The 20,453-nt window shown below is 63.2% G+C and carries 19 protein-coding genes; 13 read left to right on the top strand and 6 right to left on the bottom strand.

The window, feature by feature from the left end; all coding sequences use genetic code 11:
• Nucleotides 1–106: 106 nt before the first annotated feature.
• From purM to I6E51_RS02635, 3 genes are all read left to right on the top strand, one after another.
• Entirely contained in the window at nucleotides 107–1,213 is a 1,107-nt protein-coding gene (purM, locus tag I6E51_RS02625; RefSeq protein WP_197106628.1) for a phosphoribosylformylglycinamidine cyclo-ligase, read from the top strand.
• A 73-nt stretch (nucleotides 1,214–1,286) separates the two neighbouring features.
• Nucleotides 1,287–2,186, top strand: coding sequence for an EamA family transporter (locus I6E51_RS02630; RefSeq protein WP_197109362.1), 900 nt, complete (start codon nucleotides 1,287–1,289; stop codon nucleotides 2,184–2,186).
• An 84-nt stretch (nucleotides 2,187–2,270) separates the two neighbouring features.
• Nucleotides 2,271–3,596: an aminotransferase class V-fold PLP-dependent enzyme gene (locus I6E51_RS02635; protein ID WP_197109363.1), complete on the top strand. Its 1,326-nt coding sequence runs from the start codon at nucleotides 2,271–2,273 to the stop codon at nucleotides 3,594–3,596.
• A gap of 79 nt (nucleotides 3,597–3,675) precedes the next feature.
• On the opposite strand, the gene I6E51_RS02640 is transcribed toward I6E51_RS02635, so the two are convergent.
• Nucleotides 3,676–3,915 (bottom strand): DUF3073 domain-containing protein, encoded by a 240-nt coding sequence (locus I6E51_RS02640; RefSeq protein WP_197109364.1) that lies wholly within the window; start codon nucleotides 3,913–3,915, stop codon nucleotides 3,676–3,678.
• Between the two features lie 155 nt (nucleotides 3,916–4,070).
• Between I6E51_RS02640 and I6E51_RS02645 the strand changes: the two genes are divergently transcribed.
• Complete coding sequence (locus I6E51_RS02645) at nucleotides 4,071–5,192, top strand: NAD(P)-binding domain-containing protein (RefSeq protein WP_197109365.1); 1,122 nt, start codon at nucleotides 4,071–4,073, stop codon at nucleotides 5,190–5,192.
• A gap of 39 nt (nucleotides 5,193–5,231) precedes the next feature.
• On the opposite strand, the gene I6E51_RS02650 is transcribed toward I6E51_RS02645, so the two are convergent.
• Entirely contained in the window at nucleotides 5,232–6,125 is an 894-nt protein-coding gene (locus I6E51_RS02650) for a LysR family transcriptional regulator (protein WP_197109366.1), read from the bottom strand.
• Between the two features lie 127 nt (nucleotides 6,126–6,252).
• Here I6E51_RS02650 and I6E51_RS02655 point away from each other — a divergent pair, with 127 nt between their 5' ends.
• The 3 genes from I6E51_RS02655 to I6E51_RS02665 are packed head-to-tail and all read left to right on the top strand — an operon-like array spanning nucleotide 6,253 to nucleotide 8,676.
• On the top strand, nucleotides 6,253–7,164 hold the full coding sequence (locus I6E51_RS02655; protein ID WP_197106623.1) for a pseudouridine-5'-phosphate glycosidase: 912 nt from the start codon (nucleotides 6,253–6,255) through the stop codon (nucleotides 7,162–7,164).
• A 13-nt stretch (nucleotides 7,165–7,177) separates the two neighbouring features.
• Nucleotides 7,178–8,062: a carbohydrate kinase family protein gene (locus tag I6E51_RS02660; RefSeq protein ID WP_197109367.1), complete on the top strand. Its 885-nt coding sequence runs from the start codon at nucleotides 7,178–7,180 to the stop codon at nucleotides 8,060–8,062.
• Complete coding sequence (locus I6E51_RS02665) at nucleotides 8,059–8,676, top strand: phosphoribosylanthranilate isomerase (protein WP_197109368.1); 618 nt, start codon at nucleotides 8,059–8,061, stop codon at nucleotides 8,674–8,676. Before I6E51_RS02660 ends, I6E51_RS02665 begins: the two co-directional genes overlap by 4 nt.
• A gap of 43 nt (nucleotides 8,677–8,719) precedes the next feature.
• Here I6E51_RS02665 and I6E51_RS02670 read toward each other — a convergent pair whose 3' ends face one another.
• On the bottom strand, nucleotides 8,720–9,097 hold the full coding sequence (locus tag I6E51_RS02670; protein ID WP_197106620.1) for a CrcB family protein: 378 nt from the start codon (nucleotides 9,095–9,097) through the stop codon (nucleotides 8,720–8,722).
• Entirely contained in the window at nucleotides 9,094–9,489 is a 396-nt protein-coding gene (locus I6E51_RS02675; RefSeq protein ID WP_197109369.1) for a CrcB family protein, read from the bottom strand. Before I6E51_RS02675 ends, I6E51_RS02670 begins: the two co-directional genes overlap by 4 nt.
• Nucleotides 9,490–9,593: 104 nt before the next feature.
• On the opposite strand from I6E51_RS02675, the gene I6E51_RS02680 reads away from it, so the two are divergent.
• Together I6E51_RS02680 and I6E51_RS02685 are read left to right on the top strand one after the other, a co-directional pair.
• A complete protein-coding gene (locus tag I6E51_RS02680) occupies nucleotides 9,594–10,235 on the top strand; it encodes a hypothetical protein (protein ID WP_197106618.1) in 642 nt (213 codons plus the stop codon).
• A gap of 80 nt (nucleotides 10,236–10,315) precedes the next feature.
• Entirely contained in the window at nucleotides 10,316–11,101 is a 786-nt protein-coding gene (locus I6E51_RS02685; protein ID WP_197109370.1) for a MerR family transcriptional regulator, read from the top strand.
• 79 nt (nucleotides 11,102–11,180) lie between these two features.
• Here I6E51_RS02685 and I6E51_RS02690 read toward each other — a convergent pair whose 3' ends face one another.
• Complete coding sequence (locus I6E51_RS02690; RefSeq protein ID WP_197106616.1) at nucleotides 11,181–11,831, bottom strand: YitT family protein; 651 nt, start codon at nucleotides 11,829–11,831, stop codon at nucleotides 11,181–11,183.
• A 61-nt stretch (nucleotides 11,832–11,892) separates the two neighbouring features.
• Here I6E51_RS02690 and I6E51_RS02695 point away from each other — a divergent pair, with 61 nt between their 5' ends.
• The 4 genes from I6E51_RS02695 (at nucleotide 11,893) to I6E51_RS02710 (ending at nucleotide 19,629) form a co-directional block, all read left to right on the top strand.
• Nucleotides 11,893–13,314: a PLP-dependent aminotransferase family protein gene (locus I6E51_RS02695; RefSeq protein WP_197106615.1), complete on the top strand. Its 1,422-nt coding sequence runs from the start codon at nucleotides 11,893–11,895 to the stop codon at nucleotides 13,312–13,314.
• Nucleotides 13,315–13,479: 165 nt separating this feature from the next.
• Nucleotides 13,480–16,635 carry an efflux RND transporter permease subunit gene (locus I6E51_RS02700; RefSeq protein ID WP_197106614.1) on the top strand — a complete coding sequence of 1,052 codons (3,156 nt, stop codon included), beginning with the start codon at nucleotides 13,480–13,482 and terminating at the stop codon, nucleotides 16,633–16,635.
• Between the two features lie 103 nt (nucleotides 16,636–16,738).
• Nucleotides 16,739–16,963 (top strand): hypothetical protein, encoded by a 225-nt coding sequence (locus tag I6E51_RS02705; protein WP_197109371.1) that lies wholly within the window; start codon nucleotides 16,739–16,741, stop codon nucleotides 16,961–16,963.
• Between the two features lie 356 nt (nucleotides 16,964–17,319).
• Complete coding sequence (locus I6E51_RS02710) at nucleotides 17,320–19,629, top strand: DEAD/DEAH box helicase (RefSeq protein WP_197109372.1); 2,310 nt, start codon at nucleotides 17,320–17,322, stop codon at nucleotides 19,627–19,629.
• Nucleotides 19,630–19,729: 100 nt separating this feature from the next.
• On the opposite strand, the gene I6E51_RS02715 is transcribed toward I6E51_RS02710, so the two are convergent.
• On the bottom strand, nucleotides 19,730–20,263 hold the full coding sequence (locus tag I6E51_RS02715; protein WP_197109373.1) for an NUDIX hydrolase: 534 nt from the start codon (nucleotides 20,261–20,263) through the stop codon (nucleotides 19,730–19,732).
• Nucleotides 20,264–20,453 lie beyond the last annotated feature (190 nt).

The following is a 20,453-nucleotide window of genomic DNA, read 5'->3' on the forward strand; positions in this document are numbered from 1 at the left end:
TACCCGGTGTGAGTACGGTCTAGCTTCTCACATTCGGCCGTGCTGTTGCTGCGGGGAAGCGGGGGTGCTGCTGCGTGTAAAACCCGCAGACCGGTACGCTTGAGCCGTGACCGAGAACTCTTCTTCCAGCTATGCCGCAGCCGGTGTCGATACCGCTGCTGGTGACCGCGCCGTCGAACTCATGAAGGCGGCCGTCAGTGCCACTCATGGGCCCAACGTGGTCGGAGGGTTCGGCGGTTTCGCTGGCCTCTATGACGCCTCGTTCTTCAAGGACTACAAGCACCCGCTGATGGCAACATCGACGGATGGCGTGGGCACGAAGGTCGCGATCGCTCAGGCTCTCGACAAGCACGACACCATCGGCCAAGACCTCGTCGGCATGGTTGTTGACGACATCATCGTCGTGGGCGCCAAGCCCCTCTTTATGACGGACTACATCGCGTGCGGCAAGGTCGTTCCCTCGCGTATCGCCGACATCGTTGCCGGTATTGCTCGTGGATGCTCGGCTACCGGCACTGCGCTGGTAGGCGGCGAAACGGCAGAACACCCCGGTCTTCTCGGCCCAGACGACTACGACGTTGCTGGTGCAGCAACCGGCGTGGTTGAAGCCGGATCGCAGCTTGGCCCACACCTTGTTGCCGATGGCGATGTTGTGATCGCGATGGAGTCCTCGGGCATCCACTCCAACGGTTTCTCGCTTGTTCGCCACATTCTGGCCAACAACAAGGTCGGCTACAGCGACCACCTCAACGAACTCGGCGGAGTCGTCGGTGAAGTTCTCCTCGAGCCGACCCGCCTCTACACAATGCCGCTACTCAACCTGCTCGACGCCCAGCCCGGCGCCGTGCATTCGCTCAGTCACGTCACTGGTGGTGGCATCGCCGCCAACCTCGCGCGCGTGCTGCCTGTCGGCTCGTGGGTTGAAGTTGAGCGCTCGACCTGGTCGCCGCCCACCGTATTCCGCGTGCTGTCTGATCTGGCTGGTTCCAGCCTCGAAAGTGCCGAAGGAACCTGGAACCTCGGCATCGGCATGATCGCGATTGTGGCGGCGGATGCTGCCGACGCGACAATCGCAGCACTCACCGCCGACGGCATCCCCTCGTGGGAAGTCGGTCGTGTTTCGATGGCCGCCCATGATCTTTCTGGCTTCGAACAGGGAGCCAAGGGCGTCAACGGCGGCGCAGTGCGCCTGAGCGGTTCGTACGCGAACTAGCTCTATCGTTCCGTTGAGCGCGAGCCGCGTTCTTTCCGGTCGTGATCCCGGTCCCTATCTGAGGCGTTGAACTATGCCCATCCGTTCCATTCTCGCCGCGGTGCTCGTCGCCATCATTTGGGGGCTCAACTTCGTCGTTATCGATGTTGGTCTCGAGGGGATGCCACCCACGCTGTTTCTAGCGTTGCGCTTCATGGTGGTGATTGTTCCCGCTATCTTCTTCGTGCCGCGGCCGAAGTCGAGGTTTCGCGACGTAGTGCTCATCGGCTCGTTCATGAGCCTCGGGCAGTTCGGCCTGCTCTACACCGCGCTCGCCATCGGCATGCCGCCCGGCCTCGCCTCACTGGTGTTGCAAGCGCAGGTGGTGCTGACGGTGGTGTTCGCCGCCCTCGCGCTGCGTGAAACCCCCACGCGCAGTCAACTGGTCGGAGTCGTGCTCGGTGCCGCGGGCCTGGTCGTGGTGGGGAGTGGGCGCGGGGTAGAAACTCCCGTGCTGGCCTTCTTCGTGACCCTGGCCGCTGCTGCATCGTGGGCCATCGGCAATGTCATCGCACGCCGGGTCGGGCGCATCGGCACCACGTCCTCGCCACTGGCCGGACTCTCGCTCACGGTCTGGTCGGCCCTGGTCGTACCGATCCCGATGCTCGGACTCGCCTTCGCGATCAATGGGGCGGATGCTGTCGGCTTCGCCCTCACGCACCTCACCGTTCCGCAGCTGCTCTCGACCGCTTACACCGCGTGGCTCGCCAGCCTTGTTGGGTACGGCATCTGGAACACGTTGCTCGCCCGCCATGCGGCATCCGCTGTCGTGCCCTTCACGATGCTCGTTCCGCCGATCGGCATGACCACCGCGTGGTTGGCGCTCGGCGAGGTGCCGACGGTGATCGAAGTTATTGGTGGAGTGATGCTGCTTCTTGGCGTCGCCATCACCACCGGGTTGCTGCGCCGTCGCCGCGGGCGCGCTCTCACCTAGGCGACGCCTTGACCGCAGCAGTGTTTTCGCTGCGCCCCGGGTGCCACCGAAGCGAATCCGGTGCCGTGCGCTTGAATGGGCGCTATGGCAACTAAGCAGCCCGACAACTCGGTTGACGTCGACAACGACGAGCAACTCGCAGAACCCGAACACGAGCACACCGTGGTGGATGAGCAGCACGACGACGCTGAGGATCAAGCACAGGGCACGCAACGCCCCGAACCGCTGCTGACCCGCGATGGTTCTCCCGCCGCCGCGCTGTGGAGTCTGAACTCCCGCTGGCGCCATATCAACCACGGCTCCTTCGGAGCAGTCCCTGTCTTTGCCCAACTGCGTCGCCTCGCCTACCTGCAAGACACCGAGAGTGCACCGCAGCGTTGGTTCATGGCCGCACCTGAGCGTCTTGCTCAGGCCCGCGCCAACCTTGCCGACTTCATCGGTGTGGATGCCGACCGTTTCGCTTTCGTTCCCAACGCCAGCGCCGGAATGACGGCCGCCATCCGCGCCCTCATGCTCAACGCCGGTGACGAGGTGCTCATCACCGACCACGCTTACGGGGCAGTCGCCTTCTCGGCCCGCCGCGAGGCCCGCCAGCACGGAGCCAAAGTGCGCACCGTGCCCATCGCTCTCGACGCCACGCCCGAGCACATCCTCACCGTTCTTGGCAAAGCACTCGCCAAGAAGCCTGCAGGCCTCATCATCGACGCCTCAACCTCGGCCACTGCGCGCGAGTTTCCGGTCGCGGCGCTCGCCGAGTTGGCCACGAAGCACGGGGTGCCTCTGCTCGTGGATGCAGCTCATGCCCCGGGAATTCAGCACCGCCCGGCAGAGGGCGTTGCGGCATCCGCTTGGGTGGGCAATTTGCACAAGTTTGCGTGCGGTTTCCGCGGAACCGCAGTGCTAGTGGCAGAAAAGAAATTCGCCAAGAACCTGTATCCGGTGATTGATTCGTGGGGAATGGATGAGCCGTTCCCCGGTCGTTTCGACGACCAGGGCACCCTCGACTACACGCCCTATCTCGCGACCGTCGATGCAATCACGGGCCTCGAAGACCGTATTGGCTGGGATTCCATTCGCAGCTACATCGACTCGTTGCTTGACTACTCCACCGACGTTGTCGCCGACGCGCTCGATGCTGCGTCTGGCGAAGAGTCGCGAGTGGATGTCGGAGCCCCCGCTCCGGGAATGCGTCTCCTGCGGCTCCCCGGCGCTCTCGGCACGAGCCATGACGATGCGCAAGCTGTTCGTCAACGCATCACGGACGAACTCGGATTCGAAACTCAAGTCACCAGCTTCCGGGACATCGGCTACTTAAGGCTCTCCGCGCACGCCTATAACACCGCAGACGACTATGAGCGCTTCGCCGAAGACGCGGTGCCTACTCTCGTGGAGTGGTCGCGCGAGCGCTAGCCCGGCGTCACGTTAACGCACGAAGCGAGCATCCGACCCCGGAGGGTCTGGTGCTCGCCTTGTGATTAGAAGGTGACTATCAGGCGCTACGAGTTTCCTCGTTGTCGTCTTCGTCGTCCTCTTCGTCGACGTCGTACTTATCGCTGTAGGCACTACCAGCGGAGTACTCCGGCCACTTTTCGCTGTCTTCCGACACCGGAGCAGCGCTTTCTGACCCGCTCAACTCGCGAGCGAGTGCACCATAGTTGGTGTCTGGGCTGAAGTACTTCAAATCCCGAGCAACCTTGGTGTGCTTTGCCTTTTGACGGCCGCGTCCCATTCGAGACCCCCTCATGCTTCTGTCCCGGTGCACTGACGGTGGCCAGCGAACGAGCGAACAGGGATGGATGAAAACTAACCTGAAGTTTAGCACGGTGGACAGAAAGGTCTTCGTGGGCGGTGCACAGGTGGGGTGTTCACGGGTAACGTTAGCCCGTGACATCCACCACTGAAACCGACACCTCTGTTGTCGTTATTGGTGCTGGCCAAGCGGGCCTCTCTGTTGCCTACTATTTGCAGAGACTAGGTCTCGACGCCGGCAACGACTTTGTGCTGCTCGACCGCGGCCCCAATACAGGCGGCGCGTGGCAGTTTCGTTGGGAAGCGTTGCGCATTGGTTCCGCCCACCGCATCAATGATCTTCCCGGTCTCGACGAGCTGGGGCTCAGCTTTGAGACCGCCGACAAACACATGCCGGCCAAGAAAGTTGTCGCCGACTACTACCGCGCCTACGAAGAGCACTACGGACTGCAGGTCGTGCGCAATGCGGATGTCATCGCCGTCGATAACCTCGGCGAACATCTGAACGTGACCTTCACCCTCGATGGCGAAGAAACAAAAACTGTCAGCACGATGCTCGTCATCAACGCCACGGGCACCTGGGGTGCACCGTTTATTCCGTGGTACCCGGGGCTCAAGTCGTTTGAGGGCCGCCACCTTCACACGAGCGAATACCGCAGCGCCCGCGAGTTCACCGACCAGAGTGTTGTCGTGGTCGGCGGAGGAACGTCAGCGATCGGGTTCCTGCTCGAACTCGAAAACATCGCCAGCAATCTCACATGGGTGAGCCGCCGCCCCATCGACTTCCTCGAAGACGGCGGCCTCAACCTTGAAGCGCGCAAAGAAGCTGTGCTGGTGCAGGATGAGGCGGCGCGGGCAGGCCGAGCCCTCCCCAGCATCGTCAGCGGCACGGGCGTTCCGCGCACCCGCCGCATCCAAGCCGGCATCGAGCGGGGCGTTTTGACGCCGCGGCCCATGTTCTCCAGCATCGAACCCGGTGGGGTGCGCTGGAAAGATGGTGCCTTCCAGCAGGCGGATGCCATCATCTGGTCCACCGGTTTCCGCCCAGAACTGCGCCACCTTGCTCCGCTGAAACTGCGCGAGAAAGAGGGCGGCGTAGCCGTCGGGCAGGGCGTCGCGTGGAAAGACCCCCGCATCTTCTTCGCCGGGTACGGACCGCAGGCATCCACTATCGGTGCCAACCGTGCGGGGCGGATGATCGCCCGCCAGGCCATCGCGACGCTCAGCAAGATTCAAGCCATGAAGAACGGTCGCTAGCGCTTTCGCAACCGCGAGCTGTCGGGAACGCGCTCGTCGCTAGCCGGCGGATGCCACATCGCGAATCAGTGCGCGAAGTGCGGCAAGCTGGGGCCGGCTGTCGCTCGTGCGCCACTGCATTTCGAGAGGCAGAGTTGCCGGCCGGGCCAGCGGAATGGCAACGAGATCCTCGGGCAGGTGGCCGATGAGGGCGGCGGAGACGAGCGAGAACGCGCGCGACTCCGAGAGTAGATAGAGCCGCGAACCCACGATTCGGGGCGGGCTCACCAGAAGCAGCGGGCTCAATCCGCGCGAGGTGCAAATCTCGAGCAAGTAGTCGAAGTAGGCGGGATTCTGTTCGCGCGGCCACAGCAACAGGGGAAGATCGCCGAGCTCCGGGAGCTCGAGGTGGGCGGCATCCGCCAGGGGGTGTTTGCGGCTGATCGCGACAAAGACTTGTTCTTCGGCGAGCACCTCAACGCTGTAGCCGTCGAGGTCGTCAAGGAAGCGGCCAAGCCCGACATCGGCCTGTTCGGTGACGAGGTGGGCCGACACTCCTCCGGTGTCTACAGGAATGTCTTCGATGCGAGTCGAGGCCAGGGACTGCTCCGCTTTGCTGATCACGGCGGGGAGCAGCCGGTTCACGACGCTTGGCGAGGCAACGACGCGCACGGTGCGCAGGCGGCTCGGCTCGTGCAGCTTCACATCGAGCACGACCTGAGTTGCGTGAGCGAGCAAACTTTTACCCTCGAGGGCCATCGCCTCGCCTGCCGGGGTGAGCGTGGCTGATCGCCCAGACCGATCGAGCAGTGCGATGTCGAGAGCGCGTTCCAGCCGACTGACTTCTTGGCTCACCGTCGGTTGAGAGATGTGGAGCGCTTCGGCTGCGCGACCGAAATGCCCGAACTCGGCAACGGCGACAAAGATCTCCACTTGCCGCAGTGTGATTTGCATAGGTTAAACCTATCGAAACTCTCGTGACTCTTTCTGGATTCTTGGTAATCGACTGGTTACGGTGGGGAGAGAGGTACGCCTCCGGCCGAGCATCAGTGAAGAAGCGCAGCGAAGAAAGAGATTGACTATGTCTGAACCCGTCATCCATGTTTCCCAAGAAGTGCAAGACGCTGTGCGTGAAAACCGCCCCGTTGTCGCTCTCGAATCCACAATCTTCACCCACGGGCTTCCTCGCCCGCGCAACCTCGACGTTGCTCTTGAAGCCGAAGCCGGTCTTCGCGCGCAGGGCGTCACGCCCGCCACGATCGGTGTCTTCAACGGTGTGCCAACTGTCGGCCTCAGCACCGAACAGATCACTGAACTTTCCAACACTGACAATATTGCCAAGGCCAGCCTTCGCGACCTTCCTGTTGTTCGCGCGCTCGGCATCCACGGTGGCACCACCGTCGCAGCGACCGCGTTCCTCGCGCACCACGCAGGCGTCAAGGTCTTCTCCACCGGCGGTCTCGGTGGCGTTCACCACGGTGCCTCCGAAACTTTCGACGAGTCGGCCGACATGACCACGTTGGCGCAGATCCCCATCCTCGTCATCAGCGCCGGAGTGAAGTCGATTCTCGACATCCCCGCAACCCTCGAACGCTTCGAGACCCTCAACATCCCCGTCATCGGCTACGGCACCACCAAGTACCCGGGCTTCTATGTCACTGACTCAGGCTTCAGCATCGGCTACTCGGTCGATACTCCCGAAGAGGTCGCCGCCGTTGTCACCGCACGCGATGAACTCGGACTCCCGCAGTCGGTATTGCTCGCCAACCCCGTCGCCGCCGACAAGCAGCTTCCGCCGGAACAGCTCGACGACATCCTCGCTCGGGCCTGGGCTGAGGCCGAGAAGCAGGGCATCAGTGGCAACGCCTCGACCCCGTTCCTGCTCGACTTCATCCAGAAGGACACCAAGGGCGTCAGCCTCGACGTCAACGTCGAGGTCTACCGCGGCAACGTCTCGCTCGGTGGACTCGTCGCCACGGCGCTCACGCGCTAGCGGCAGTCGACACGTGCTCGGAATCATCGGCGACCTCGTTGAAGACGTGGTCGTCTGGCTGGCTGAACCGCTGAGGCATGGCACCGATACGGCGGCGGAGATCTTCCACACCCGCGGCGGTAGCGGTGCGAACGTTGCCAGCTTCGCCGGCCGCCTCGGCCCCACGCGCTTCATCGGCTGTGTCGGCAACGACCACCTCGGCTCCCTGCTTGTTGAGGGTCTCGAGGCGGAAGGTGTTGACGTACGCGTGCAGCGCAAACACGTCACCGGCACCGTCATCATCCTGATCGACCAAGACGGCGAACGCAGCATGGTGCCGAACCGGGCGGCAGCAACAATGCTCGATGAGGTTCCGGATGAGTGGCTCGACGGCCTCGAGCTGCTGCACGTCTCGGCCTATTCCTTCAACGGAGCGCCCGTTGGCGAAACCGTGATTGATGTGATTCGTCGTGCCAAGCAGCGCGGGATTCTCGTGTCGATCGACGTCTCCTCCACAGGGATGCTCGCCCAGTACGGCATCGACCGTTTCCTTGATCTCATGGCTGACCTCAGCCCCGACTTCTTGATCGGCAACGCGAGCGAGATGGAATGTCTCGGAGTCGTCGTCGATGGGCAGCCGGGTGCTGTCGCTGCGAGACTCGCCAATACCATCATCGTGACGAAGGCGGGAGCGGATCCCACCCTCGTTCACGAGCCTGGTCGGGAGCCGCTGACGGTTGCGGTGCCACCGGTTCCCGAGGTCCGAGACCTCACCGGTGCCGGTGATGCCTTCGCTGCGGGATTCCTGACGTCGTACTTGGCTAGCCGCGACCTGCAGAAGGCGTGCGTGGGCGGTCACGCCTCCGCGGCGCTCGTGCTGGCATCGCCGGGAGCATCCTCCGGAGCAGCGTCGAAGTGACTCGCCTCTTCGTGAAAATCTGCGGCATCAGCACTGCGGATGCCGCAGCGGCGGTCGCCGACAGCGGCGCCGACGCGATCGGGTTCGTTTTCGCTCCCGGCAGCCCCCGTGAGGTCAGTGCCGAGCACGCGCGTTCCCTCATCGCGGGCCTTCCGTCCGCGTTGGAAACGGTGGGCGTTTTTCGCAACCAGTCGATCGATACGGTGCTCCGCACCGCGAGCGCTGCAGGCGTAGCGACAGTGCAGTTGCACGGTGATGAAACTGAGGCAGAATTTGACCGGCTGCGGGCTGAGGGCTTTGGCACCATCCGCGCCCTGTCGATTGATGATTACCGCCGGCTCAGTCGTGACGGAGCGTTGCGCGCCGACGACCGATTGCTGATCGACGCGGTGACGCCGGGCGGCGGAGCAGCCTTCGACCCCACCCTGCTGTCGGATGCTGCGCCTGACGGCTTCTGGATTCTGGCCGGTGGCCTCACCCCGCAGAATGTGGCGGAGCTGGTCGGCATCATGCAGCCGGGAGGCGTTGATGTGTCGAGCGGCGTCGAAGTGAGCCGAGGCGTGAAGGATCCCGAACTGATTCATGCTTTCGTGGCGGCTGTTCGCGACGCCTGAGCGGCGGGGTAAACCCCACTGGCGACGCAGCCGAGCGATGAGGCTAAGTCGCGAGCGCGATGAGGCCGAAGTAGGTCGCGGCGGCGACGCCGATGCCGAGCACGAGGTTGGCGGCAACGCTAGCGACGGCGGTCTGGAGTCGCTTCATAGTGGCGATCTGCATTGTTTCAACGCTGAGGGTGCTGAAGGTGGTGAGTCCGCCGCAAAGTCCGGTGAGTAGCACGAGCTCGAGGTTAGGGTCGATCGTGCCAATGTGCGCCATGCCAGCCAAGGTGCCGCCGAGGGCAGAGCCGATGACGTTGACGACGAGCACGGCCCACGGGAACCGCTTGTTCGGAACAAACGCGCGTGCGGTGAGGTAGCGCAAGACGGCCCCGGCGGCTCCGGCGCCCAGGATCGCAAACACCACGCCCGCGGTCATTCGTTCACCAGGTCAGGGCGGCGTGCGCGAGCGAAACCGAGGCGCAGGCCCAGTGCGGCTGCGGCGAGTCCGAGCACCAAGGTGGCCGCGAGGTAAATGAGGGCGGGGACGAGCTGGTCGGCACCAATGAGTTGCACGACGGCGACGGCCAAAGCGGAGAACGTCGTGAAGGAACCGAGAAGACCGGCGCCTAAGCCGGCGCGGGCCCAGACCGGAGCGGGTGTCCATAGCTCGGCGACGACGAGCGCCAGCACGAAACTGCCGACGATATTGGCGATCAGAGTGGAGAGGGGAAACAGCCCATCGTCGGTGGCAAAGGCAAGATCGAGAGCGAACCGCATTCCGGTGCCGATAGCACCGCCAACGGCAACGGCAGCGAGTTCACGGATCATGCGCTGCCTTTCAGATGCCAGTTCTGGGGGCTGTACTGCCTACCAGTCACCTTATGGCAACCGGGCGCGGACCTGTGCCACGCGCGCAGTCCTAGACTGAAGCCATGACCCGAACTGCTGCGCGCCGCCGCCGTTGGCCGTGGATCGTGCTCGCCGTAGTTGTGGTGTTGCTCGTGCCCATCGCCATCATCGTCGTGCCGATTCTCACGCACGAGAGCGCGGGCCAGTCGAGCCAGCAGCTCGTCGATGGAGAATGGCCGCTCTCGGTCACCGCCGAGGGGGATGACGGTCGCACCCGCACGCTCAGCCTCGCCGGTGAAAACGGCGAACCCATCGACACCGAAGCACTCGTTCGTGACGAACGGGTGGTCGTGACGGGAACCGGCTACGACGGCACGCAGGGTGTGTACGTTGCCGTGTGCGTCATCCCAGAAACACCCGCAGACAAGCCAGGGCCCTGCATCGGCGGAGTGCCGTCGCAGCAGCAAGAAAACGTGGCCGAAGGCACCGTGCAGTGGGCCCCGAGCAACTGGATCAACGCCGATTGGGCGTGGCGGCTCTTCGGCGCTCGCAGTTATGACGACACCGCCACCGGCACCTTTACGGCCTACCTCGAGCTCGGTGACCCGCTCGGCGAGGACGCTGACTGCATCACGAACGAGTGCGGCATTTTCACCCGCAACGACCACACGGCGCTCAATGACCGGGTGCAGGATGTCTACGTACCGGTGAAATTCACCGAATAGCCCGGTTGTTCGGATAGTGCGGTTCGCCGGAAAAGGCGCGTGCTTGACATTGACGTAGCGTCAACCTCTACCGTCGAGGTATGGCCCACGACACCCCACCACTCGCCGACCGCTCGATCAACGATGTCGCCCGCATCACCGGAACGACATCGCGCACGCTGCGGCACTACGACGACACCGGGCTGCTGAAACCGAGCCGAGTGGGCACCAACGGCTACCGCTATTACGACGCGGATGCTCTCGCTCGCCTTCAGCGCATTCTGCTGTTGCGCGAACTCGGGCTCGGCCTTCCGGCCATTGCCGAGGTTCTCGCCGGGCAGCGGGATGACACCGCCGCGCTCAGAGACCACGTGCACCTGCTCGAAAGTGAGAAGCAGCGCATCGATCGGCTCATTGCTTCGGTGACCAGCACCATCCATAAACTCGCAGAAGGAGAGCCACTCATGGCTGAAGAAATGTTCGACGGATTCGACCACACCGCTCACAAAGACGAAGTGGAGCAGCGCTGGGGTTCCGACTCGTACGCCGCGAGCAACACCTGGTGGAAGGCAATGAGCGCCGCCGAACGCGCCGAGTTCACTGCGCGCCAGAAACAGTTGGCGGCCGACTGGACCGCTGCTGCCGAGCGCGGCGATGACCCCGAGAGCGACGCCGCTCAGGTGCTCGCACAGCGTCAGTTCGAGGGCCTTGTCGGCATCCCCGGCACTCCGAGCGAAGCAAAAGCGGGGCCGCCCCGGGAGTATTACCTCGGGCTTGCCGACCTGTATGTCGCTGACCCCCGCTTCGCTCGTAACTACGGCGGGCAGGCGGGCGCCGAGTTCGTGCGCGCGGCCATGGTTGCATTTGCGGCCACACGCTGGAGCTAGTTCGCGCCGCTGATCTGTCGCACGCGGGCGGGTTGCGGCCGGTTGCGGCGGTTGCTCGTGCTGCGAGGGTGCGGCGCCGCTACGGGACGGTGACGTCGGGGCTCGGCTCCGGCGTCTCCACGCTCTCGCCAGAGACGGCGGCCGGCACCATGAGGCGCGGAATCGTGAAGTGCACAATCGGGCCGATCAAGAGCGCGAACGCGAGCGTGCCCCAGCCGAGGTTTCCGCCGAGGATCGCGCCGATCGTCAGTACGACGAGTTCGATACTGCTGCGCACGATCCATATCTTGCCGCCATAGCGGTGGTGGATGCCGGTCATGAGGCCATCGCGCGGGCCGGGCCCAAAGCGTGCTCCGAGGTAGAGGCCGGTCGCGATTCCGAGCAGCAGCAGGCCAGCGACGAAGACGAGGATGCGCAGGGCAAGTCCCTCAATCTCGGGCAGCATCCACAATCCAAGTTGGGCACTGGGGCCGACGAGCGCCACGTTGAAGACGGTTCCGATGCCGGGCTTCTGGCGGATCGGGATCCACAGCAGCAACACGATGAGGCCAATGATGTTGGTGACAAAGCCAAAGGGGATACCAGTGCTGAGCGAGACGCCCTGCCCGAGGACGTCCCACGGGGCGACCCCGACCTCCGCACGAATCATCAGCGCAATGGCGAAGCCGTAGAGGAACAGGCCGGTGCCGAGCTGAACGATGCGTCGTGTCATGGTGAGGCGGGGAGTCATGTAAGTATCCAATTACGGAATTGGACTCGGAACAAGGGGCCAATCGAGGTATTCTGGCCTCATGAATAGCCTTTCTGCCCGTGCATTGGTCGTGATGATGGGCGAGTGGCGTGCGAGTGGATCGAACGCTGCCTATCTGGCCGTCTCTGACCGCATCCGACTTCTCATCATGGATGGCCGCATTCTGACCTCGACGCGCCTGCCAGCCGAGCGCGAGTTGGCGCTCGCTCTCGGCGTGAGCCGCACCACGGTGACGGCGGCCTATTCGGCGCTCCGCGAGGGCGGTTACGTCGAGAGCACGCGGGGGTCGGGCAGTGTTGCCCAGTTGCCGCATCGCGCAAGCCTGATCCCCGATTCGGCTGCCCCGCAGATGCTCGATTTCAGCAAGTCGACCATTTCGGCCGCTCCCGAGGTGATTGAGGCATCCCGTCGTGCTGCCGAACAACTGCCGGCCTACCTGGGGGAGTCGGGCTTCGACCCGGTAGGGATCCCGGTGCTACGTGAGGCAATCGCCCAGCGCTATGCCGACCGCGGTCTGCCGACGAGCCCCGACCAAATCATGGTGACGCTCGGCGCCCAGCACGCCATAGCGCTGATTTCTCGCACCCTCATGTCACGCGGTGACCGTGCCCTCATGGAAAACCCGAGCTACCCGCACGCCCTCGACGCGCTCCGGGCAGCTGGCGCGCGACTCGTGCCGGTGGGAGTCTCGACCGAAACCGGCTGGGATGCCATCGCTGTTGAGCAGGCAATCCAACGCACGAGCCCCTCGCTCGCGTACCTCATGCCTGACTTCCACAACCCGACCGGTCAGTCGATGCCCGAAGAGTTGCGCGAAAAAATACTGACCCTCGCGGAACGCCACGGCACCGCAGTCATCGCCGACGAGACAATGGCCGAACTCGACTTGGATGGCAACGGCATCCGACTGCCCTTCGCCGCTCACGGCAACGCGATCTCCGTGGGTTCGGTCGGCAAGACAGTGTGGGGCGGTTTGCGCACAGGCTGGATCCGCGCCGACCACGCCACCATCCGCCAACTCGTTCGTGCTCGCTCAGCCGGTGACCTCGGCACGCCCCTGCTCGAACAACTCGTCGTTACCAACATCCTCGAAACTTTCCCGTCGATTCTGGATGCTCGACGCACCTCCCTGCGCGCTGGCCGCGAGCACCTCTCCGCTCTGCTCGCCGAGCAACTGCCGTCCTGGCAGGTGCCGCATACCCCCGGCGGAATGACCGCGTGGATCGGCCTCGGCCAACCCGTGAGCTCGCAGCTCGTGCTCGCCGCCCGCAACGAAGGTCTTGTGATTGCCGCCGGGCCACGCTTCGGAATGGATGGCGCGTTCGAACGCTTCCTGCGCATCCCCTTCAGCGGGGGCGCCGCCGACCTGGAACAGGGCGTCTCGGCGCTCGCCGCAGCGTGGTCGACGGTGATGCGGCATCCGTTCTCGCCAGCGAGCAGTGAATTCGCGAACGTCGTCTAAACCGCGCTGCGGAGAACGCGCCGACCGCGGTTGCAGCGCTACGGGTTTAACGCAGATGTAATCTCGCGAGAGTACGCGGAATACTCAGCGTGCTGAGAGAATTGACCTAACCAAGAAGTGGTTTTTGCGACCGCGCCCGCGTTTAACAGCAACGAAAGTTCCCTCGTGCATCTGCTTTCTGTCTTCTCCCTGCGTAACCGAGCGCTCATCGCCCTCGTGACAATTGTCATCGGAATCTTCGGTGGCGTTGCGCTGACATCGCTCAAGCAAGAACTCATTCCGTCGCTGTCGCTGCCGCAGATCTTCATCGTCTCTACCTACCCGGGCGCATCGCCGGCGGTTGTCGATAAGGACTTGGCTGGCCCGCTTGAGGCAGCCATCCAGGGCGTCGAGGGTCTTGAGTCGACGACCGCAACCTCGAACTCGAACTTCGCCAACATTTCGGCATCCTTCGCATACGGCACCAACATCGCCACTGCTGAGCAGAAGATTCAGCTCGCCATCAACCGCATCTCTGGCCAGCTTCCCGACTCCGCCGACACTCAAGTGTTCACCTTCAACTTCACCGATCTTCCGGTCGTGCAGATCGCGGTCTCGAGCGACCTCGACCCTCTCGAGCTCTCCAGCAAGCTCGAAGCATCCACTCTCGTTGAACTCAATAAGTTGGATGGCGTCAGTGACGCAAGCCTGCTGGGCACGTCTACTCAGCGCCTGGTTATCACTCCCGACCAAGACGAACTGTTCCTCAACGGTCTGAACAACCAGGACATCATTTCTGCGCTCGACGACAACGGCGTGCTGTTGCCGGCCGGTGAGATCACCGAAGATGGCCAGACCCTCACGGTGCAGGCGGGGCAGCGCATCACGACGGCAGACGGCATTGCCGAACTGCCGTTGCTCGGCGGTTCGAACACCGACGTCGTCACCATCTCAGACGTAGCGACAGTCGACGTCATCGACGATCCCGCCACCGGAATCTCGCGCGTTGACGGTGAGCCTTCGCTCACGATCGCGATCACGAAGAGCCCCGCGGGCAACACCGTCGCTGTGTCCCAAGCCGTTCTCGAAGCGATCCCCGACCTCGAGAGTGCCCTCGGCAACAACACCAAGTTCACGGTTGTCTTCGACCAGGCCCCCTTCATCCAAGAGTCAATCGACAGCCTTACCACCGAGGGATTGCTCGGTCTCGTCTTCGCCGTGATCGTGATTCTGGTGTTCTTGCTGTCGATTCGATCGACGCTGGTGACCGCGATCTCGATTCCGGCATCCGTTCTCATCACCTTTATCGGTATGCAGGTCTCGGGCTACACCCTCAACATCATCACCCTCGGAGCCCTCACGATCTCGATTGGTCGAGTGGTGGATGACTCGATTGTGGTTATCGAGAACATCAAGAGACACGTCTCAATGGGAGAGCCCAAGCTTCAGGCCATTCAGACCGCAGTGAAGGAAGTTGCGGGAGCCATCACGGCCTCCACCGTGACGACCATTGCCGTGTTCTTGCCTCTGGCCCTTGTCGGCGACATCACGGGAGAGTTGTTCCGCCCGTTCGCGTTGACGACCGCCATCGCGCTCGCCGCATCACTCTTCGTGTCGCTCACGATCGTGCCGGTGCTCGCCTACTGGTTCCTCGGCAACAAGGCTGTGCCGCGCCACACCGAAGACGCTGTCGAGCACGCGCACGCAGCGGGTATGCCTCAGGAAGAGAAGACCAACGCCCTGCAGCGTGGCTACCTGCCCGTAATCAAGTGGACGCTCAAGCGCCCCGTTGCCACACTCATGACTGCTGTTCTCCTGCTCGGTGGAACCGTGGCACTCGTGCCGTTCATGAAGACCAACTTCATTGGCGACAGCGGACAGAACACTCTGACCGTCAACCAGTCGCTGCCACTCGGTGCGAGCCTCGAAGCTCGTGACGAAGCCGCCAAGAAGGTTGAAGCGGTTCTCATGGACCTCGACGGCATCGAGACCGTGCAGCTCTCCATCGGTTCCAGCGGCGGCTCGCTGCGGGCCGCGTTCACCGGCAGCGGAGCGAACGCGTTCTCGCTCACCACCGACCCCGACCTCGATCAGACCGAGCTGCAAGAAGACGTGCGCGAGGCTGTTGCCGACATCGAGGATGCGGGCGAGATCACGCTTGCCGCGGCATCGAGCGGCTTCGCTTCGAGCGACATCGAGATCAACCTCACCGCCACCAGCGATTCTGAACTGCGCGAAGCATCGGATGCCCTGCTCGAGCAGGTGCGCGACCTCGACGTCGTCGCCGAAGCCACGAGCAACCTGTCTGAACAGCAGCCGTTCATCTCGATCGTTGTTGACCGTGACAAGGCCGCGAAGGTCGGACTGAGCGAAATTGCAGTTGGCGGAATCGTCACCGGTGCAATGAACCCGAATGCGGTCGGTAGCGCCGTCATCGACGAATCGACGCTCTCGATTTACATTCTCAATGACCTTGCGCCGACCACGATTGAAGAGTTGGAAGACTTCGAGATCCCGGGTGCCACCGGACTCATCCCGCTGACGGATGTCGCCACAGTGTCCGTCGATGACGGCCCCGCGAGCATCACCTCGGTTAAGGGCGTACGCAGTGCGACCCTGAGCGTGACGCCGAGCAGTGACGACGTGGGAACGGCATCCGCCCTGGTTGCTGCCGCTGTTGATGAAGCAGAATTGCCCGCGGGCGCTTCGGCTGAACTGGGCGGTGTCGCTACGGAGCAGACGGATGCGTTCCAGCAGCTCGGCCTCGCGCTCCTGGTCGCAATTCTCATCGTGTACGTCGTGATGGTGGCAACCTTCAAGAGCCTGCGCCAGCCGTTGCTGCTGCTGGTCTCGGTGCCCTTCGCGGCAACCGGTGCCATTGCGCTTCAGGTGATCTCGGGCATCCCGCTCGGTGTCGCTTCGCTCATCGGTGTGCTCATGCTCATCGGTATCGTCGTGACGAACGCGATCGTGCTCGTCGACCTCATCAACCAGTACCGCGTGAAGGGCATGCGCGCTCGCGAAGCCATCATCGAGGGTGCATCGCGTCGACTTCGCCCCATCCTGATGACCGCTGCGGCCACGATCTTCGCGCTCCTTCCGCTGGGCATTGGTGTCACCGGCCAGGGCGGATTCATCTCCCAGCCGCTCGCCATCATCGTGATCGGTGGACTCGTCTCCTCGACAGTTCTCACCCTCGTGGTGCTTCCCGTTCTCTACTACCTCGTTGAGGGCGCCAAGGAACGTCGCGAAGACAAGAAGGCAGCCGGCACTGATCGCAAGAGTCGTCGTGCGGCCAAGAAGGCCGGTCGCGAGACTCCGGTGGTTGCCACCGCAGAGTAATCCCTGAATGGTCTAGTTTCCCCACGCCGGTTCAGCTGCCGTGGGGAAACAGAATTTCTGTCACTATTGCAGAAAGTGTGCCGCGCAGAGAAAAGGAGCACCCATGCTCGACAACATGTCATCGATCACGACTATCGCCATACTGGTGCCCGTTGTGCTGCTTCTTGTGGGTGTACTGTTGGTTTACGGCATCATTCGAGCCGCCGTAGTCGGAGCACTGCGCGATCACCACAAGTGGCTCGAGCGTCGCGAGTCGAAGGTGAATTCGCAACCGCAGCCTGTTCAGCAGACTGACCTCCGGGACTTCCCCTACAACCACAACGTTTAGTGAGCCGCCGAAGCTGCCAGTAGCGGCATCCGCTCGGCCCTCGCTATTAGGGGCTCGATCGAGTAACGTAGTCAAGTCGGCTCAAGACAGCGCGAAATCTCGCGTATGGGTTTGTAAGTCTTGCGGGCCGGTTTGCCAGTCCATCCAACTGGTGACAATCACACGAATGTATGTGACGGCCTCGGTCAAAGACTGCCCGGGTTCAGTAGTGCAGCGTACGAATACTCAAGCTAATTAGAAGACAGCCAATCGGTTTCTAACCAATCGGTGTCTCGCTAACTAAATGGTGAGTGTTGGCGTGCGCGCGTGCTCCACGCACTAGATGTGTTCCATCTAAGAACAACCCGGAAAGAACAATGCCTAATTTCAATAAGCCTGCCACTGGTCGTGGCAACAAAAACTTCAACTCGGGAGCGCCCAAACGTGGCGGTTCACGCAGCGAAGGTCACCGCGGATTCCGTGCCGATGAGGGCGATGCCCCCAAGCGTCGCTGGAGCGCGGATGACCGTGCCGCTCGCACCGGAGACCGCAAGCCCGGAGCCGCTCGTGGCGGACGCGACGAGCGTCGCCCCGACTGGACTCCCCGCGAGAAGCCTGCCCGTGGTGGACGCCCCGAGGCAGGCGGCCGCGGAGATCGCCCCTCGTATGGTGACCGCCCGCAGCGCAACGAACGTGGCGCCTACGGCGACCGTCCCCAGCGCAGCAACGATCGTCCCTCGTCGGGTGACCGCCCCGAGCGCGGTGGACGCCCCACGTATGGCGACCGCAACGAGCGCCCGCAGCGTAGCAACGATCGCCCGTCATACGGCGACCGTCCTGACCGTGGTGGACGTCCGTCGTACAACGACCGCAACGACCGCAACGAGCGCCCGCAGCGCAGCAATGACCGTCCTTCGTATGGTGACCGCCCCGACCGTGGCGGCAACGCCGGTCGCAGCGAGCGCCCGTCGTACAACGACCGCAACTCGAGCGGCCGTAACGAGCGCCCCTCGTACAACGACCGCAATGCTGGTGGCCGTTCAGAACGTCCCTCCTACGGTGACCGCCCCGACCGCGGTGGCCGTCCCTCCTACAACGACCGCACCGAGCGTCCGTCGTACAACGACCGCAACGCTGGCCGCACTGAGCGTCCCTCGTACGGTGACCGTGGCGCATCCGCTGGTCGCACCGAGCGTCCGTCGTACAACGACCGTGCTCAGCGCACCGAGCGCCCCGCGTACGGTGACCGTCCCGACCGCGGTGCACGCCCCGAGCGTTCCGAGCGTCCCGCCTACAACGAGCGCCCGCAGCGTTCAGAGCGTCCCGCGTATGGCGACCGTCCCGACCGTGGTTCGCGCCCGTCGTACAACGACCGCAATGACCGCAACGATCGTCCGCAGCGTTCCGAGCCGCGCGAAAGCGCCTACTACCCGGCCCGCGATGGCAAGTCGTCGCACTCGCAGCAAGAAGACGTTGTACTTGAGCGTCTCGTAGCCAAGACCGTTACCGCCAGCGATGTTGAAGGCAAGTCCTTCATCGACCTCGGTATCGGTTCGAACATTTCGCGTCAGCTCGCATCCATGGGTGCAGAGTCGCCGTTCCCCATCCAGGCAGCAACCATCCCCGACGTTCTTGCCGGCAAGGATGTTCTTGGCCGCGGAAAGACCGGATCGGGCAAGACCATTGCTTTCGGTGCGCCTCTCGTTGAGCGTCTGATGGAAAACAACGGTGGCAAGGACCGTCAGATGGGCCGCAAGCCGCGCGCCCTCATCCTCGCTCCGACTCGTGAGCTTGCTCAGCAGATCGACCGCACCATCCAGCCCATCGCTCGCAGCGTTGGTCTGTTCACCACGACCATCGTGGGTGGCGTTCCTCAGTACAAGCAGGTTGCAGCTCTCACCCGTGGCGTCGATGTCATCATCGCGACCCCCGGCCGTGTTGAAGACCTCATCGAGCAGGGTCGTCTCGACCTCAGCCAGGTGAAGGTTACTGTTCTCGACGAAGCAGACCACATGTGCGACCTCGGGTTCCTTGAGCCTGTTCAGCGCATCCTGCGTGAGACCAGCGAGGGCGGCCAGAAGCTGCTGTTCTCGGCAACCCTCGACAAGGGTGTTGCCACTCTCGTCAAGGAGTTCCTTGTTGATCCGGCCGTGCACGAGGTTGCTGGTGAAGACCAGGCTTCTTCCACGATCGACCACAAGGTTCTGCTCATCGAACAGCGCGACAAGCGTGCGATCATCAAGCAGCTCTCTGCAGGCACGGGCAAGACTCTTGTCTTCACCCGCACGCGTGCGTTTGCTGAAGAGATGGCCGAATTCTTGAGCATGGGTGGAACCCCAGCCACGAGCCTTCACGGTGACCTCAACCAGTCGCGTCGTACCCGCAACCTGCAGATGCTCACGAGCGGCAAGGTCAACGTGCTTGTCGCGACAGACGTTGCAGCCCGCGGCATCCACGTAGATGACATCAGCCTCGTTATTCAGGCCGATGCCCCCGAGGAGTACAAGACGTACCTGCACCGCGCTGGCCGTACCGGTCGTGCAGGCAAGGCCGGAACTGTTGTCACGCTCATCCCGCGCAACCGTCGTCGCAAGATGGACGAACTCCTCGGCCGCGCCGAGATCGATGCAGAGTCGGTCGACGTAGCGCCTGGCGATTCGTTCGTCGACAAGCTGGCTGCGCTCTAACAAGCACCCCGCTCACTCGAGCATAAGAAAGCCCCGGATGCCCCACTCACGTGGTCGGCAGCCGGGGCTTTCTGCGTGTGCCCGCTGTGGTTGACGCCGACTAGCGCGGCGCTACGGCTTTCAGCACGGCGGCCAGCCGGCCGGGGAAGTTGGTGGGCACCTCGGCGGGGAGAGCGTTCGTGGCGAACCAGCGCACGTCTTCGCTTTCGTCGCTGGCCGCGAAGTCGACATCTGCCGCCGCGAGTGCGACAAAGCCGACATCCCAGTGTGCTGCGCACGCGAAGCCACCGTGCAGCTCGTGGCGGTCGAGGTCGACTATCGAGTCCGAGAGGAGGGAGAGGCGGGCAATGCCCGACTCCTCGCGAGCCTCGCGCAACGCGGCATCTGCAATCGACGCATCCTGCGGCTCGATGTGGCCGCCGAACTGCACCCAAAACTGTCCCTTGCGGTGAAAGCACAACAGCACGCGCTCGAAGTCGGGGGAGAACACGAAGCAGGATGCGGTGACGTGTTCGGGGCCGCCGTCGCGCTTGAGTGCACTCCTGTTTCCAGCGCTGGCGAATGAAAGAAAAGAGTCGCGTGTATTGGAGGAGGGAAGGGCGGCAAGTTGGGTAAGTAAGTCATGGGCGATCACTCAATAATTATCCGATGGGAAGGGCGCCGTGCGCGCTCGTGCAACCCTAGGCTGAACCACAAGCCAATAATTACGCACCGGAGGAATTCTGCGTTCAGGCGTATAGCAAGTGCGATGCCGAGCAGAATAGTTTCGCCAATCCGCGCGAACCCCAAGGCAAATCGGGTCTGCCGAGGGACCGACGCATTCG

It is taken from the genome of Salinibacterium sp. NSLL17 (assembly GCF_015864935.1).
Classification (GTDB): Bacteria; Actinomycetota; Actinomycetes; order Actinomycetales; family Microbacteriaceae; genus Rhodoglobus.

What these genes read in the sequence shown, in the direction of transcription:
- I6E51_RS02640 (WP_197109364.1), bottom strand. Translation starts at nt 3,915, where the DNA reads ATGGGACGCGGCCGTCAAAAGGCAAAGCACACCAAGGTTGCTCGGGAT.
- I6E51_RS02655 (WP_197106623.1), top strand. Translation starts at nt 6,253, where the DNA reads ATGTCTGAACCCGTCATCCATGTTTCCCAAGAAGTGCAAGACGCTGTG.
- I6E51_RS02705 (WP_197109371.1), top strand. Translation starts at nt 16,739, where the DNA reads ATGCTCGACAACATGTCATCGATCACGACTATCGCCATACTGGTGCCC.
- I6E51_RS02670 (WP_197106620.1), bottom strand. Translation starts at nt 9,097, where the DNA reads ATGACCGCGGGCGTGGTGTTTGCGATCCTGGGCGCCGGAGCCGCCGGG.
- I6E51_RS02710 (WP_197109372.1), top strand. Translation starts at nt 17,320, where the DNA reads ATGCCTAATTTCAATAAGCCTGCCACTGGTCGTGGCAACAAAAACTTC.
- I6E51_RS02635 (WP_197109363.1), top strand. Translation starts at nt 2,271, where the DNA reads ATGGCAACTAAGCAGCCCGACAACTCGGTTGACGTCGACAACGACGAG.
- I6E51_RS02630 (WP_197109362.1), top strand. Translation starts at nt 1,287, where the DNA reads ATGCCCATCCGTTCCATTCTCGCCGCGGTGCTCGTCGCCATCATTTGG.
- I6E51_RS02650 (WP_197109366.1), bottom strand. Translation starts at nt 6,125, where the DNA reads ATGCAAATCACACTGCGGCAAGTGGAGATCTTTGTCGCCGTTGCCGAG.
- I6E51_RS02685 (WP_197109370.1), top strand. Translation starts at nt 10,316, where the DNA reads ATGGCCCACGACACCCCACCACTCGCCGACCGCTCGATCAACGATGTC.
- I6E51_RS02695 (WP_197106615.1), top strand. Translation starts at nt 11,893, where the DNA reads ATGAATAGCCTTTCTGCCCGTGCATTGGTCGTGATGATGGGCGAGTGG.
- I6E51_RS02680 (WP_197106618.1), top strand. Translation starts at nt 9,594, where the DNA reads ATGACCCGAACTGCTGCGCGCCGCCGCCGTTGGCCGTGGATCGTGCTC.
- I6E51_RS02675 (WP_197109369.1), bottom strand. Translation starts at nt 9,489, where the DNA reads ATGATCCGTGAACTCGCTGCCGTTGCCGTTGGCGGTGCTATCGGCACC.
- I6E51_RS02690 (WP_197106616.1), bottom strand. Translation starts at nt 11,831, where the DNA reads ATGACTCCCCGCCTCACCATGACACGACGCATCGTTCAGCTCGGCACC.